The following is a 15,394-nucleotide window of genomic DNA, read 5'->3' as shown; positions in this document are numbered from 1 at the left end:
AAAAGAAACTAGAACAATTGGCTACTTTTTTGACACTTGTGAAGGTGGTAATGGAGCAGCAGAAGCTATCTTTTCTGACTTGACCAATTTCGCTGCTAAAGCATATGCGCTAGCAGCTGAATGTGATTGTGAAGCTGGTTGTCCAAGGTGTCTACATTCAACTGGTTGTCCGCAGCATAATGAAGCACTGCATAAAGATTTAGGTTTGTTTTTGTTGGATGCGATAAGCCAAGCAACGCAGAACACCTAAAGAGCTATTCCACTAATATGATTTGACAAAAAACAAATTTAGTTTTACCACATAATCCACCATTTCTAAATATAGAAATTTACCAAATATAATTCTAGGTTTTGTTATTATGACATTTTAATTTTTTTAATTAACTCATTCACTTGATTGCTCAAAACCGTACTTTCTTTTGTCGTTAATACTTTGTCAAGTACTCCAAGTTTTTTGTAAATTTGCTTTTTCTCCTGCCAATTTTCGTTATATTGCTCGTTACCCAAAAGCCCAAGGTGTTCCCAATACCAAACATTGTTATTATGTCTTATTGTAAAGTCAGGTTCTTTCCATTGAGTTTCATTATAAAAAAGTTTTTCTTCATATTGAAAATCAATATTTGAACGATAAAGAATATTTGCAATTATCACTTCTGATTTTGAACGAACCCAAATCCCATTTTCAGTTTGATGTATCTTATTTAGTGAATGTTTACTTACACCTAAATATCTTCCAATATCTTGGTGCATTGAAATTGAACTGTCAAAGTTATCAAGGAGATAAACGAGATAATCTAATAGATTATGTTTATACTCTCTTTTACTTGCAGTTTCATTACTAATTGTTTCAATTTGCTCATCAGTAAGATATTCTTCTGTTGCTTCAATAATTAAGCATTTGTCAAGATTTTTAGCTAATTTTGCCTCATTATCAACTAATGCTTTATAGGTTATGTTAAAAAATTCTCGACAAGTAAGTTTTGAAAATTCGGGTTTTAACAATACAGGAACAACCATTCCCGTTCTTGAAGATTCAATTATTGACTTCAACATAGGGTTTGAGTTAGTTTTGAAAACTTTTAAGCCTGTAAAGCCTTTGCCTTCTATCGTAATTGCACCGCAATTCAAAAAATAAGGTAGAGCCGATTGTAATTCTTCTTCTGCAAAATATTGCAAAGTCTTTTTACCAACTTCATTGTTAGTTGCCTTTTTGAACAATTCTTTGATTTGATCCCCTTGAGGAAATGATTTGTCGATAAAGTGTGTTTTTCTTACCTGAACATTTTTATTAGAATAAAGCATATAGGAAATAGCACCATTTTTGTCTCTTCCTGAGCGTCCAATTTCTTGATAATATTGCTCAATAGATTCGGGTATCATAAAATGAATTACAACTCGAATATTGGGAATATCAATACCCATTCCAAAGGCATTTGTTGCAAAAACTAAATTAATTGAACCATCTCTAAATTCGTTTAGAACACTTTGCCGTTCGGAGCTACTCATATCTCCATGAAATGATAATGCCTTTAGTCCCTTTTGATTTGCAGTTTCACACAAATCTTCCACACCACCTTTGTGGTATTTACGATATAAATAAACCAATACTTTCTCGTTGGTGTGGTTATCTATTATTTGCCAAAGACGAGCTTTCTTTTCTTCTTCGTTTGATAGCTTCTCAACTTTCAAATCAATATCAAATCTTAACAATACATCATCTTTGATGATAGAACTTTTTTTAATTTTAAAATCAGTAGTAATATCGATAAGCTCTTTTGGATTTATTGTGGCTGTCAAACCTAAAATTGTTGGCCATTTATCTGAAAAGACTGAATTAAGAAAAGTTGGTATATGCTTGTAAAATGGTCGGAAATCAAATCCCCATTGGCTTATACAATGGACTTCATCAATAACGACTAATTTGATTTTATTTATCTGCAATGAAATACAGTATTCAAAAAATCCGTCTGTCGCCATCCTTTCTGGACTAGCAAAAATGAAATCAGGTTTAGATTCACCTTGAGCAAATTTTTTTAATTGCTTCATTTGTTCTGAAGCTCCCATACCACTGTGAATAGCTAAGACTTCAAAACCTTCTTTTTCAAGTTTTTCTGCCTGTTCGTCAATAAGTGCTATCAATGGTGAAATAACTAAACAAGTTCCTTTTAGTGCTTTTGCAGTAACCCAATAAATGAGGGATTTTCCACCACCTGTCGGCATTACTGCTAATGTTGAACCATTCTCTATAAGATGGTTAATTACTTTCTCTTGAAATGGTTTTAAAGAAAACACACCTGCTAAAGCAGGAAACTCTTTTTCAAAAACTTCTTTTGCTTTAGTATTCATAATGATAGCTTTCTGCTTTCTTCTTTAAATCGTCAATTTCAGACTGATGAGTTCTTGCGACAAATGAGAGAAAGCTATCCACTAGAACAAATCTATATTCAATAGGTAAGCTTACTCCATGCTTTGCATAAAGCTCTTTTAGTTGCCGATAAATTCTAATAGCGTAAAATGAAAACAAGGCATATGGATAAAAATAATTTTGCTGAGTTGTTCCTTCTCTCGCATTGATCATAAGAAACTGAGAGTCTTCTTTACAACCAAACTTTTTCTTACTGCTTAAATAATATAATGCCCAAACAGCTTCTCTGCTTCTATTTGGATACATTTCAGGAAAAAGCTTGTAAATGAAATGACTTTTAATTCCCCCGCCAATTACTCCATATGCTATGTAGGCTTCTTTATCTAACTCATAATATTCCAAGCCATCGCAGGTATCAATTTCTTCAAATTCTTTTTCTTTATACCACTCATTATGCCATTCATTTGCTAATTGAACAATGTTATAAATTACTTTAAACAAGTCTCCCGGTTGTGTAGTATTAAATGCAGCACGGAACTTGTCAAGTTCCTTTGCATGTATATTTTTCAGTGTTTTATTAATAATCGGAATTTGATTTCTTAAAATTGTATTCTTGAAGGCACTTACATCGATTTTGTATTCTGCCAATGATTCTAAATCAAGAATATCTTGATAACGTTGGCGGTCTTTTTCATAATCCTTGATTGATTCTTTCAAAAGCCTTTCCAGAATTTTTTTTGTATCTTTTGGCTCACTTTTTGGTTTGCAGGTAGAACCAAATTTAACAGCGAGCTTTTCAATTTCGCTTTCTGGGATTGAGTATCCACTTTCTGTATCAATATATTGTTGAAAGTAAGTCGGGATAACTTGTTTCATTTCATCCCATACCTTTTCAATATGATTTTGCTCATAACAAATTTTTTCAATATCATTGGGATAATACATATTCTATATCTTGCCTTTTAGTTAATTTTCTTCTGATTACACGGGTCATTTTTTGCACTTGCCGTATCGTTTGTGTATAATAATTGTGCTTATATTTTTATAACGGTATTAAAACCCGTATTCTTAGTGTTCCCACAAACTTAGTAAATATAACACCCACTGCAAAGATTAAGTTGGTAAGCAAAAGTCTTGCTTTATGCCTCTTCTTGGAATAAAGCAATACTATATTTGTAGGAGTTTTGATTTTTTGATTCAGTTCGTCACTACATTATCTGCAATGTTAATGTAGTTACATTCTTTTATTTTGAGCAATATAGAGTTTTTGCAATAACATTATTTTATTAACTATTATTGTCAACAAGTTTATCTTCATTAATTAGCTCGATTCAAATAAGCATTTTATCTTTTAAAGAATAACAACATTCCATGTGGATTATCTAAAAATACATTTTTATTACTACTATGATTTTTTGAGCCGTCACCTTGTAAATCCTGATTTGAAAGTGAGTACACGTCAGCCGCAACAAGCTGATAACCTTGACTAATTAAATAACCAACTAATTTATCAGGCATTATATGAGATGCACCGTAACTTGGTAATAAATTATGTTCAATTTTATCCTTGTCTAAAATATTTAATTGCACAATACCTGTACGACACAATATATCAAAATCAATCGACTTAACTAAGCCACTTATAGCCATTTCAATTGAATTTAATTCCATTGCCAGTTGCTCTATACTTGCAAAATTCCGCGACCACGGGTTACCTATTAAAAATAGGCGTATCGATATTGCCTCTGGCTGTACTTTCACAATATCAAGTAATGTTCTTGTAACTGTATGTGGTTGTAAGTAATCTAAGACTCCATGAACTGAGACTAGCCGTAGGCCATTAGGAGCGTAAAGTTTTGTCAGTTCTAGTTCTGCTAGATTGCGATCGCAAAAATAATTTAACTGTAAATTTGGGTATTGGCTGCGTAAAGCTAAAAACTTTTCTGGTGGATTAGTAGCAATGTCGTAACAGTCAATTGTCGGAAGTTGGTAGCGCGTTAGGTCAACTCCTTCAAAACCAAAAAAAACTTCTCGCTCGGCAAAACCTGCACCCAAGATAGCTACACTATCACCTTGACCTGAAAGAATGGCTTCCCAGGTGAGGGGATAAACATTAGGAGTAAGTTCTAAAAGCCTAGCTTTACTAATCTCTAGGATGTTGCCACTGCCCTTATTTTCTAGGAATCTTACTGCCATAAAACCTCACTATATTATGAAACAACCTTGGGACGACTGATGGGTGTAATATCCTTACCTTCGCCCAAACGGTACACTTCCCTGTACCCGCCTATATCAATCTCAAAAAACCTATAGCTCGTAGTAAACTGTGCCCACGCTGCTAAAGGATTAGTCTTGGGCAGATTTGTCGTTGCCTGGTAAGTGATTTCAAAACCTGTGCTACCATCTTGCTTAAACTTCTGTATGAAAATCTGGTAGTCTCTAGCGTGCCAAAAATCTGTGGTTCGACGACGCACCACATCTTGTGAGTCAGAACTCATTGCCCGTGCTGCTGATGCAGACACGATCAATTGAAAATTGTCAGACATTCGTGTTAGAGCAAGTTTCTTGTCTGGGTTTGAAAATACTTCATCAACAATTGGTCTGAGTTCAGGGTACAAAAAAGTTTCGGCAATGTAAAAGCCTGGAGATTCGTAGATATTATCCTCAAAGTAGTGATCGCTTCTGGCAAGTCCATCACATTTGAAACGAACTGACTTTTGTAAGCTCGCAAAAATTAAGTCTTCGTATAACTTCTGCTGCGATGCTGGCGTTGCTGCAAGAATTTTAAATGCAGATCCGCGCATCCCCTGAATTCCAATCAAAGCACAGGTACAGTTGAGAGACGCTGCCCACGTCGCTAGAAATTTTCGATAGTTAGTATAAAGTATTAATGCTTCCTGATAGTCAGGAGCTTTAATTTTGAGTAAATGCTTTACTGGGTTCGGCTTAATCTCCCATCCAGGTCTAGATAATAAAGTCCACAATGTTGAGGAATCTTCAATGGCATCCATGCATTTATCCCCGAAGCTTATTAATGACAATTATTTGTCTGTCCGTTCCTGTCAAATCTCATACGGGATATGAGTTCCTTCAGATGCGCTGGGTCTACACCAAACCTATGAGCAATGTCATACTCCTCATCTTCAGTTGGCGGTGCATTTAGTGTCAGTAAATGCTCCAAAAACGGTTGTGACCCCCCTAAAGGCAAACCATCATCTGTAAAAGGTAACCTATGTTCGTGCAGTGGCTCCTCAAATACCGCAGGGCGGGTATTTTGTAGCCACGCTCCAACCTCACCAGGTTTTGGCGGATCTATCCCCAATCGCTCACATTCTTCTAATAACTCATTTGATAATTGCGATACTGTAGACAGGCTGCGCGATCGCTCCACCAAATCTTGTAACCATTCCTGTAGTTTTCCTGTCTCTGGTAACTGCAAACCCAGCGTCTGACAAGCAGCTACAAACTCTTGCCCAATAATAGCTTCCCGATGCAGATTTCTCAAAAATGCAGCATACTCATCTTCTGATAGTACATTAAGCTGCTGCTGAAAAAACTTCTGAATTTCTCGACTTAAACGAAATATACGTGATGCCCGAAAATCATTATCTTTCTTAATCCCCTCAATATCACCCAAACCAAGGGAGAGATGATCTACAAACCAAACTCCCACCTGACCCACTTCAGGTACTGGTAAACCCAAGGATTCGCACGCAAATATTAGTTCTATACCCAAAGAGGTATAGCCCGAAAACATCTGCTCCAAATTACCCGGTTGAGGAACTGGTTTACCACTTTTTTGAGCTAGGTCAACTAAATCCAAACCCAAATCAACTAAACGCCTTAGAGTTTTTGCTAAAGTGCCACCCAATATCGGCAGTACATCATCTACCTTTTGCCGCACACCGGGTGCAAGGGTAAAGGATACCCGGTCAGTATCCCCTCCAGAAAAGCGTTCGCGCTGATTTGACACACGTTTTTTGAACTTGGTTTATTTAGGTTTCTCTTCAGTTTATAGAAACAACAGGGTGTTTAGTTACAAATATTAACTTTTATATCAAAACCCATATCACTACAACAACTAAATGACTTGCCCTCAATAAACCCTTTGAATTTAGTGATGCACTAGGTTAAATTAGTGCATCACTAAATATTAAATAATATTAAGTTAATACATCACTAACTTTGCGAATCGGTAAACTTTACCTAAAAAGCACAAAACAAGGGCTTGAGATAAATCAAGCTAACTCGGTAAAAATCCTGTAAGAGCTAATAAAGATGCAAAAGAACTACAAAGTGGTAGAAATACTACCAAAGCAAGGATTAGAACCCAGACAATTTCTACGCTACTGCTTCGGTATAGCCGAACTCAGCCCCCCAGAACTTCTTGAAGAAGAAACAGATTCGCAATACCGCAAAAAATGTATCACTGTACTATGTGCAGTCTTAGGTGTGCAAAGACCGACAGTCCGTAAGTGGGGAAGCGATCTCAACTTTGACGGAATACCCAACTACTGCAAAATTTCACTTGCTTACATTCACGCGGCCGAAATCATACCAAACCAGCTAAAGAGCATCTTGACAGGAGAATACAACGCACCGGAAGTAAATGCTCAAACCTTTCTAGAAAAAATACTCCTTAAAGGGTTAACTGAACAGCAAATACTGCAAACTGTTTCCCACGCCAATTTTCGCGCAACTTGTGTCAAAACTCTCACGCAAGTATTACATATTGGCACCAAGTCAGTCCAAGATTGGGGTCAAGATATGTCGTTTCACAAAATGCCCAAAATTCACAAGCACACCTTGGGCTATGCTTTGGCTGCTATCTCCAAATCATCAAAAGCTTGGGACAAACAAGCAGCCTGAATTATTTGCGCTGACTGAAATAGGTAAGTCAAGGATCTAACTGTTGAGTGCAAACCCTTTTAAGACCAACGAGATTAATTTAAAGAGAATTTTATCATACCAGGAACTATCACATCAATCCCTTACTTCCAAAAGGGCGTTGCTGAATCACAATATGAATTGTGATTCAGCAACGCCAGTAATGAAGTCATTCAAGGATATGAGTAGGATCTGAAGTGAGTAGACTGTTAATCCTTACTCTTTATTACACTCTGATACAGATTTATCGCGACAATGTACTAGAAAAGCTCTCTCAAAAACTATAACAACATCCCCATCTGCTTTTAATCCAGTTGTCTCGACAGTGATAATTCCCTGACCAGGACGAGACCGAGATAAGCGCTTCGACAAGATACGACTGCGGGCATATAGTGTATCACCAACAAATACTGGTGCTGAAAGTCGCACTTTGTCCCAACCTAGATTAGCAATTGCGCGAGCAGATAGCGCCTGTACAGTCATGCCGCCAACTAAGGCTAAGGTAATGGAACTGTTAACCAACACTCGACCATAAGTAGTTTGAGCCGCATATGTCTGGTCAAAGTGCAGTGGATGTTGATTCATCAACAGCAAAGTTAACCAAGTATTATCACTTTCTGTTAATGTTCGACCCGGCCAATGGTTAATTACCATTCCCGGCTCAAAATCTTCGTAGTCTCCGCCGTGACGTTCAGTATATTCATTCTCGCCAGTACGAATCAGAGTCATCTCCTCGTCTCCGTTGTAGTTCTTCTAAAGAAGCTCTGCCAAGCTAAGTTATCAGCAAGTAGTTGTTTTGCTTTGCGGATGAAAGGAGGTCCAATCATGGAGCCATCGAGTATACAAACACCTTCTGCTGAGGCTTCAGAGGCTTCGATAATACGTCTTGCTTGAAAAAGTTCTTCCTGATCTGGGCGAAAGGCTGCATTAATTGCTGGCAACTCTTTTGGATGAACAGTACCCTTTCCATGAAAACCCATTGCTTTTGCCTCAGTAATCTCAGCTTCGAGAAGCTCAGGCTTGTCGAGGTGAAAGTTGCCTGTGTCTAAACAGCCGATCCCAGCACCAGCAGCTGCTAGAGCCATTGCTTGGCGTGCTGACCTTAGAGCACTTTGAGAGATTGGTACACCCAGTGTAGCTGCTAAATCAGCTGAGCCAAGAATTATACCATCCAGTTTTGTGACTAGCGTAGCGATATTCTGAATCGCAGCTACGGTCTCAATAGTAGCATAAATCTGCGGTTGCCAATTGACCTCTGCAAGTGATCGCCGCAGACAATCAACCTCAGACTCAGTTTCAACCATTGTCATGAAGAGAAAGCCCGGACGTATTGGCGCATCCAGCAGCATGACTAAATCCCGATAGACCTCTGCACTATGTATGGGGTTGATACGCACCGCCATCAGTTGTGGAACAGGAGCAGCCATCAACGCATTCCTACACAAACTACGTGCGTATTCTTTTTTCATTCGAGGCACTGAGTCTTCTAGATCGATCAGGTGAAGATCGCTGTCGTATTGGAGTGCCTTGGCTAGACGCTGAGGATCGAGAGCAGGCGTGTAGAGTACGCTGCGGGGAATGGCGCGACCAGTCACAGATAATGCCATCATTTTGCAACCTCCGATAAGAGGCGATTGTTAATGATGACTTGCGCGAGACCTCGAATATCGTCATCTGTTTGCCCGGTTCGCATCATCACCCTTAAACCTGCAGTACCGCGAGCAACAATCGGAAAGAATACTGGGGAAACATAATAGCCCGCTTCAAAGAGAAGTTTCCCTAGCGTAATCACTTCGCTGTCTGCAGCTGGAACTAACCGAATGGGAAAGGTAGACCCTGCCTGTGCAGTAGGCACCAAACTGTCAAACAAGGCGATCTTACTCTGAAGCTTGTACTGCAAAGTATGCAGTTCTTTGGTACGGTGAATGTCGGCTGAAGCAAGGCAAGCACCGATCGCAGCTATATTCATCGGCTGTGAATAGCTGATTGCACCAGCAAATCGCTCGATAATGCGCAAGGTTTCGCGGGAACGATCACCAAGCAGAATGGCTGCGCCACTGGCTCCAAACGCCTTATTTAGGGTGGCGGTAATAATTGTATGGTCATTGAGGCAATCAATATGCGATCGGACATAGCCAACGCCTCTTTTACCATAGGCTGAAATTGAATGAGAATCATCGTAGTAAATATAAAGACCATAACACTCTTGAAGCTGCGTTAACTCCTTAACTGGCGCATACCCCCCTAAACTGTCGCTACCATCACAGATATAGCAAACACGTTCATAAAGCTTGCACTGATCTTCTATGAAATCCAGATCATGGTGAGAACAGGTCACAATCTCTGTCTCATCGGCACAAATTGGTTTTACCTGCTGCATTGAAACATGGCAGTTCTTGTCAAAAATCATTAATGGTCGCTCATCATCCGTCAAATGCCCAGATGCAATTAACGGAAGGATGCCACTGGTCGCAACGCTAGCTGAGATTGCACTGACTACTTGTGCCTCGAACAGTTCACTCAAAGATGCTTCTAATTCAAGGAGAGCCGGAATTTGAACTCGAGTTCTTGGAATACAATGATCGAGCACTCCAAACTTACGTAATGCTGTAATTGCGCCTTCAATAACTTGAATATGTGAGTCGAGATCAAGATAGGAACAGCAGCTGAAATTAACAAAGCTGTGTCCTTCCTGAGTATACAGGCGACCCCGCTGAAGATCCGCAACAATACCAGCAAGTCCATGATGCTCAGAATTGTCCCAAAAGGTATTGCCGATACCGATCGCTTTTGCGTTATTGCGGTAGCGATTGGTGGGCTTAACTTTGAGCTTCTCTATCATTAGTATTGCCCTCTAAAGTTGTCTTGAAGGTTGGAACTTGATGCCTCTGCTCCGGCTGATAATCGTAAAGACCAAGTAATTGCCGGAGCACCACCTTATAAACTCCATCAATAAAAACATAGGGACGACGCAGGGCTTTCCAACTATGAAGCCAAAAATTTAAATTGATGTTAATTTCTCCCAAAGGCTCAACCTGATGCCACCAGCCTAAAGGGATATAAAGTAACTGTCCGGGTCGAAGAATAATCTCTCGACGGGCACTTAGTTCTTTCATAAGTTTTGGAAAGCGAGCTTCATCAACTGCATCGAAATTAACCGCTTGGGAATGATGACCAAAACCACGCCAGAAAGAACGAATATAAAAGTTGCTTCGCCCAGGTGGTAAGCAGACAAAACGCTTTGTACCTTCCAGTTGCAAATTAAAATTCTCGAGTTCATCAAAATGTGCACGACCAAATTGCCCCTCGTAATTGATCCAAAGATTAGCAGAGTTACCCCTTTGCTGATATGGAAATAACTGATTTGCTTTCATACCAATAATTCGATCAATCAATTCAGTTTGGTACTTTATATTAGTAACAATCCGGTAGATAGTTTTGTGAGAAGATGAACTATAAAGAGGTGTTTTGAAGAAGCTGTTAAGTGGAATTTTTGTAACCTGTGATCGCCCAGGTGCCTCTGGATCACGCGATTTCTTAAACAGAGCTGCTGGAAGATCACCAATCTCTGAACGAATTAGATTAGTAATAGTACCTGGTTCAGGAGGTTCAAGAAAGTCCACAACGATGGGCCGATCAAACTTCATTATCGTAGCTGGTGTTAGTTCAAGAAAAGCCGTACGAGATATTCGTGGCACCTCTTTAGTTTCAAGATTAAGCACTTCTAACGATTCCACCTCTTGATTCCTATTGTTCCTTGATAATCATTAATTCTGTTATTTCTTCGTCATAGTCAGTGACACCTACTTTGTCTCAATCCATTCCGCATAGCCTTCCTCAACAAAAGCAGCAACTCTATCAAAGTCAGCTTGCAGTGCAGGTTCAAGTGCATCACGATTGATAGCTGATGTATTAGTACAATGGGTAAAGAGATCGGAATCCGCAACAGACAACGCATTCCGTGTAGACTTTTTATGCCCCATAAGGTCAGTCCAGGTGTTGTACAGGTGCGTTCGCCAATCACTGATATAAGCGAAAGTGTGAATGCGCTGTACTGCAGCCGCAGCAATTTTGGCACGTCGATCTGCATCTAACCCTAACGCTATGCAGGCAGCTACAAAGTCAGACTCGATTGAGGCAATGGCAGCGCAGTGCGGAGTTACAAGATCTTGGATACCTCCATACGGAAACACGACGCACGGTAAGCCCATGCCCATTGCCTCTTGTAAGGCTTTCTCGCTCGTTGCATAAGTAAAAGGATTGAGCGGGTAAAAAAATATATCTAATTCAGAAAGAAAGCTAGCTGGACTATCAACGAAGCCATCGAATTCTACTTGGTTCGCTATGCCTAGTGCTTGGCACTCTTCACGATAATAATCCAAAGAACCTTCCCCAGCAAAACGAAAGCGTGCAGTTGGAATTGCTTTTAGAATCTCGGCTGCCATTTTCATAGCAGCACTATGCATTTTGATTGGCTCAACTGTACCAAGATACCCGAACGTAATACCAAATTTCATTTTGGATTGACTTGTTTCAAGTGGTAGTGATAACAACGGAGCTGCTGAGAAAATACAGGGAGGATAAGGCAAAGCAGCCTGCTTGCACGCTCTTGCAAAAGTGGGGTTTTTTGCTGCACTTGGAGTTGTGACACTGCAAAGATCTACTCGCGATAGCAGGGACACAGTTGGGCACATCCAAGGAGCACTAAAATGTCCGCGTGCGTGCATTTGAATGCGGCAGGGAGGAAGATCAGTTTGCACCAGGAATGCGTTAACTTCTGGATTGTTCCACCATTCAACCTGTACGATATCGGATGCAAGCACGGCTGATGGAATGTCTTCCCGTTTCCAAATCACCTCTACGTTTGCTGAAACAAATCGAGACAGTGCTTTTAAATCTGGTTCGCAAAGCGAAACAACTTTCTGGCAAACCCCTTCAGGACCATCAATACATTGGCGAAGCATACCAAGACTAGCTCCACCATTCGTAACTCGGCGAATAACATGAAGAACATTCATAGTTGTTAACGCTTTTGCCAAATAGCCAAGATATCTGAATAACTTCGGTCAAAACCGCCAAACAATATATCGTTCAAGGGTAAAGCTTCCTCTTCTGCTAGTAGTAGAAATTGAAACAGCGGGTCTTCAAGCATTGTTGCCCACCGATTCAAGACGTCCATATCTTGGGCGTTTCCGTCGTAAGTAACTGCATCAAAAGAGCTGCCTTGCCCAAAATGACTAACTCGGTTAAGTCCTGCATCTGATCGCCGAAGTTTCAAGGTGGTTTCTAACTGAAATCGTTTGTCGATGCTCTTAAACCAATCGTTATAGAGAACTGGATGAAAATTCGGTGCCCCATCCAAAATAAATTTGGCATAGATACACCATAGAGCGGGAAAGTCGCGGATGCGATAGCGATAGCCAAATGCAGGTTGGTCATGTGCTGCTCGCGCAATCGAAGCCGCAGTGTTTGGAAAGTCCCTCAGCAGAAGCAGTGCGTCAGTTCTACTTGCAATACCGGAATTATATACCAGCGGATAAAGGCGTGGGTCACAGTTCTCATAGGACACAATGAGGCAAGTTTGGTGTTCTCGGATTGGAACTGCTCCATAGGTACAAGCATCAACACTCAGTTCGCTTGCTGTTGTGCGAAAGAGTGATGGTTCAGCACTATTTAGAAAAAGAACTGCATTTGGATCAAAATGTCCTTTCAACCACTCAATGAGCGCATGGTTTCCTGACCTACGGATTCCAAAAAGAAGGATTGCACGATCAAAAATGCAGTTTAAATTTGTACTGGAGTCTGTATTAGTACCTATCCCTTCCTGTAGAATTTGATTCAGAGCCTCGCGGGTTAGCTGACCACGACGCATTGTATCTAAGACGCATGTCTGAAAGGAGAGAGCTGCTGTAAGAACACCCTTGTACCGTAGCCCAGGATCACATCCTTCAATGGCTGTAAGAAGAGAGTCAAGCACTTGGGCTGGCTGTGTCATCGCAACCGTATGAATTAGACGTTCAAGGTCGTCATCGAGATGCTGAGATATGAAGTGCATATTGTACCGCATAGCCTTTTTTCAAATCGTTGAGCTTTGATTTCTTGTTGATCGTTAATTTGAAGTAGTTGCAGACAATAAACTACATGTCCTGAGAGGAATTTCTGAGCCATATTTAGAGCGCTGATCAGGACGACGCGGTTCAGAGTAGTAATTTACAATTGCTGCTAAGCGCCCACAATTTGATCGATTCGCGAGACTGGCGTGAATTGTTAGAACATCTAAAAACATGACATCGCCTGCATTCATTGGTATACAAACTGGTCGGTTCTCTAAAGTATGCTCATCGATCTGCCAGTCCTCTAACTCAGCGTGTGGAATTAAACCTTGCTTATGAGATCCAGGTATCACTTCCAAGCAACCATTCTCTGGTGTTGCAGGATCAATTGCACACCAAACAGTGACTTGCCGAGCTGGCATGTCCTCCCAATAAGCTAGGTCTTGGTGTAGAGGCTTACGTCGTCCTATCTGAGGTGGCTTAAAGATAAGTTTCGATGAGTGTAGAAAAATTTCTGAACCAATCAGTTGCTCAACCCGGTCCAGTAATACTGGACTACTGAAAATACTGCGAAACCGTTCCGAGTGATCAAAGGGCGCTGGAACTTTTCTTACAATTAAGGAATCAGAAGTCGAGTCTCGCTCCCAAGCTGTTATGTCTGTTTGCCAACTTTTAGAAACCTCACCTCTGGCAACTAAAGATTTGGCTTCATCAAGTAGAGAGTAGACTACTTCAAGCTCATCTACTGACAAAAGACCAGCAACTACGCAAAAGCCATCTTTTTCGTAAGCTTCTAACTCACTTGATGTAAGTGAATACAAGGACATGGCAATCTACTTAATTAATTAGTGGAACAAGAACATTGATTCTGTAGGAATATTTTAGAAATACAGAGTGAGAAATTGGCTATAAGTGCGGCAGTATATATGTTGTGGTATATAGGATAGTAGGTTTCAGGGCAATTTCTTCTCTATCACGCAATATGCAAAACTTCCATTAAATACATATTTTATTACCCTATAAAATATAGGTAATCAATCGGAGTTTGTGATACTATGACAAACAAAATTTTCATTATTTACAATATCTTAAAATTTATATTAGTTTTTTAACATAAAACCTAAAAAATAATTTAAACTAAAAGCATAGAAGCATAGTTTTGATATAGTCTTTGAGAGACTATTTATAAAGTAAATCTTAAGTAGTGGCGTGGCAAGGCTAAAATGTTGCATTATCACTTTCTTGTGGGATGGGCAAGATGCCCGTCCCACAAGAGTTATATTTCTGCACTATTTTAGCCATAACACACCCTACAAGAATTTTATTTTTACTTTATAAATGACCTCTGAAAAAATTTTCATCAATAATATAAATGGAGTTGTCCTATGCCAAAAGAGCTACAGTCGCTCAATATTTCACGTGATAAGTGGCTTCGTATCTCTAGGAATGGTGCAGAATCTTTTTCCATGAAATCTGGTCAAGAAGCGCAGGAATCAATTTTTTTGGCTGTTAGTGAAAGTCTTTTATGCGCTATGGGCTTCTATGGGCATGAAATAAAGGGTATTCCAATAGAAAAACTCATTGATGTTAAATATCTAAGTGATATTGGAGTAGATGACTTGTTGATAGATGTTGCGTCTGACAAGGGAGACATTATACCCCTTGAAAGAGAAATATCCCGAATTAATGAACGTAGGGCATCTTACGCTAACTATACAGACGATCAAGTAGAAGCAAGGCTTGCAGGGTTATTTTCACTCCTTGGAGTACGCTTAGTTTTTAGTTAAATTTTTGGCGTTGCACAATCAAGGGATATTTCAGAACGTGAGCATCCCACTCCAGTTCCCAAGCCTGGAATTCATCGGCTCGTGTGTTCTTTAGATTCGCGAAGCAATCCGTCTCGCTCACCTCTCAGCAAGGCAGTTCATCCTTTGATGATGCAACGCCTGAAGTAATCCCGCTAATGTGCAATGCCAACTTTTTACAACGATCATGCGATGTGCAACTTTTGATTGAATAACGTTTACAGTTAGTTTCTAAAGACTAAATGTTATCGATTCTTCAATAACTTGCCTGTTTAAGTTCTTCA

General features: G+C 39.8%; 15 protein-coding genes. 3 read left to right on the top strand and 12 right to left on the bottom strand.

The features are described 5' to 3' along the window. A partial coding sequence (locus tag H6G08_RS08080) for a Zn-binding domain-containing protein (protein WP_190540303.1) occupies window positions 1-250 on the top strand: 250 nt, incomplete at its 5' end. A gap of 107 nt (window positions 251-357) precedes the next feature. Here the strand turns inward: H6G08_RS08080 and H6G08_RS08075 are convergent. From H6G08_RS08075 to H6G08_RS08055, 5 genes are all read right to left on the bottom strand, one after another. Next, the gene (locus H6G08_RS08075) at window positions 358-2,346 is read right to left on the bottom strand and encodes a RecQ family ATP-dependent DNA helicase (protein ID WP_190540301.1); all 1,989 of its coding nucleotides are present in this window, start codon (window positions 2,344-2,346) and stop codon (window positions 358-360) included. Then, entirely contained in the window at window positions 2,336-3,310 is a 975-nt protein-coding gene (locus tag H6G08_RS08070) for a hypothetical protein (protein ID WP_190540299.1), read from the bottom strand. The genes H6G08_RS08075 and H6G08_RS08070 overlap by 11 nt, the downstream gene beginning before the upstream one ends. A 399-nt stretch (window positions 3,311-3,709) precedes the next feature. Beyond that, on the bottom strand, window positions 3,710-4,561 hold the full coding sequence (locus H6G08_RS08065; RefSeq protein ID WP_190540297.1) for a hypothetical protein: 852 nt from the start codon (window positions 4,559-4,561) through the stop codon (window positions 3,710-3,712). Window positions 4,562-4,575: 14 nt separating this feature from the next. Continuing rightward, on the bottom strand, window positions 4,576-5,376 hold the full coding sequence (locus tag H6G08_RS08060) for a hypothetical protein (protein ID WP_190540295.1): 801 nt from the start codon (window positions 5,374-5,376) through the stop codon (window positions 4,576-4,578). 20 nt (window positions 5,377-5,396) lie between these two features. Continuing rightward, the gene (locus tag H6G08_RS08055; RefSeq protein ID WP_190540293.1) at window positions 5,397-6,338 is read right to left on the bottom strand and encodes a hypothetical protein; all 942 of its coding nucleotides are present in this window, start codon (window positions 6,336-6,338) and stop codon (window positions 5,397-5,399) included. 305 nt (window positions 6,339-6,643) lie between these two features. Between H6G08_RS08055 and H6G08_RS08050 the strand changes: the two genes are divergently transcribed. After that, window positions 6,644-7,234, top strand: coding sequence for a hypothetical protein (locus tag H6G08_RS08050; protein ID WP_190540292.1), 591 nt, complete (start codon window positions 6,644-6,646; stop codon window positions 7,232-7,234). Between the two features lie 234 nt (window positions 7,235-7,468). Here H6G08_RS08050 and H6G08_RS08045 read toward each other — a convergent pair whose 3' ends face one another. The 7 genes from H6G08_RS08045 to H6G08_RS08015 form a co-directional block, all read right to left on the bottom strand. Continuing rightward, window positions 7,469-7,981 carry a MaoC family dehydratase gene (locus H6G08_RS08045; RefSeq protein WP_190540290.1) on the bottom strand — a complete coding sequence of 171 codons (513 nt, stop codon included), beginning with the start codon at window positions 7,979-7,981 and terminating at the stop codon, window positions 7,469-7,471. Beyond that, complete coding sequence (locus H6G08_RS08040) at window positions 7,978-8,862, bottom strand: HpcH/HpaI aldolase/citrate lyase family protein (RefSeq protein WP_199322425.1); 885 nt, start codon at window positions 8,860-8,862, stop codon at window positions 7,978-7,980. The genes H6G08_RS08045 and H6G08_RS08040 overlap by 4 nt, the downstream gene beginning before the upstream one ends. Further along, window positions 8,859-10,094 (bottom strand): 8-amino-7-oxononanoate synthase family protein, encoded by a 1,236-nt coding sequence (locus H6G08_RS08035; protein ID WP_190540288.1) that lies wholly within the window; start codon window positions 10,092-10,094, stop codon window positions 8,859-8,861. Before H6G08_RS08035 ends, H6G08_RS08040 begins: the two co-directional genes overlap by 4 nt. Next, window positions 10,072-10,989 carry a cupin-like domain-containing protein gene (locus H6G08_RS38505; RefSeq protein WP_190540286.1) on the bottom strand — a complete coding sequence of 306 codons (918 nt, stop codon included), beginning with the start codon at window positions 10,987-10,989 and terminating at the stop codon, window positions 10,072-10,074. The genes H6G08_RS08035 and H6G08_RS38505 overlap by 23 nt, the downstream gene beginning before the upstream one ends. A 66-nt stretch (window positions 10,990-11,055) precedes the next feature. Next, a complete protein-coding gene (locus tag H6G08_RS08025; protein WP_190540284.1) occupies window positions 11,056-12,270 on the bottom strand; it encodes a glycosyltransferase family 4 protein in 1,215 nt (404 codons plus the stop codon). 5 nt (window positions 12,271-12,275) lie between these two features. Next, window positions 12,276-13,319 carry a hypothetical protein gene (locus H6G08_RS08020; protein WP_206758294.1) on the bottom strand — a complete coding sequence of 348 codons (1,044 nt, stop codon included), beginning with the start codon at window positions 13,317-13,319 and terminating at the stop codon, window positions 12,276-12,278. 42 nt (window positions 13,320-13,361) lie between these two features. Next, window positions 13,362-14,132: a phytanoyl-CoA dioxygenase family protein gene (locus H6G08_RS08015; RefSeq protein WP_190540280.1), complete on the bottom strand. Its 771-nt coding sequence runs from the start codon at window positions 14,130-14,132 to the stop codon at window positions 13,362-13,364. A gap of 558 nt (window positions 14,133-14,690) precedes the next feature. Here H6G08_RS08015 and H6G08_RS08010 point away from each other — a divergent pair. After that, the gene (locus H6G08_RS08010; protein ID WP_190540278.1) at window positions 14,691-15,092 is read left to right on the top strand and encodes a hypothetical protein; all 402 of its coding nucleotides are present in this window, start codon (window positions 14,691-14,693) and stop codon (window positions 15,090-15,092) included. Window positions 15,093-15,394: the final 302 nt, after the last annotated feature.

Origin of the sequence: Calothrix anomala FACHB-343 (assembly GCF_014696435.1) — a bacterium.
Taxonomy (GTDB): domain Bacteria; phylum Cyanobacteriota; class Cyanobacteriia; order Cyanobacteriales; family Nostocaceae; genus Aulosira; species Aulosira anomala_A.
Note: the sequence above shows the minus strand (reverse complement) of the source record. Positions and strands in the feature narration are given on the sequence as shown.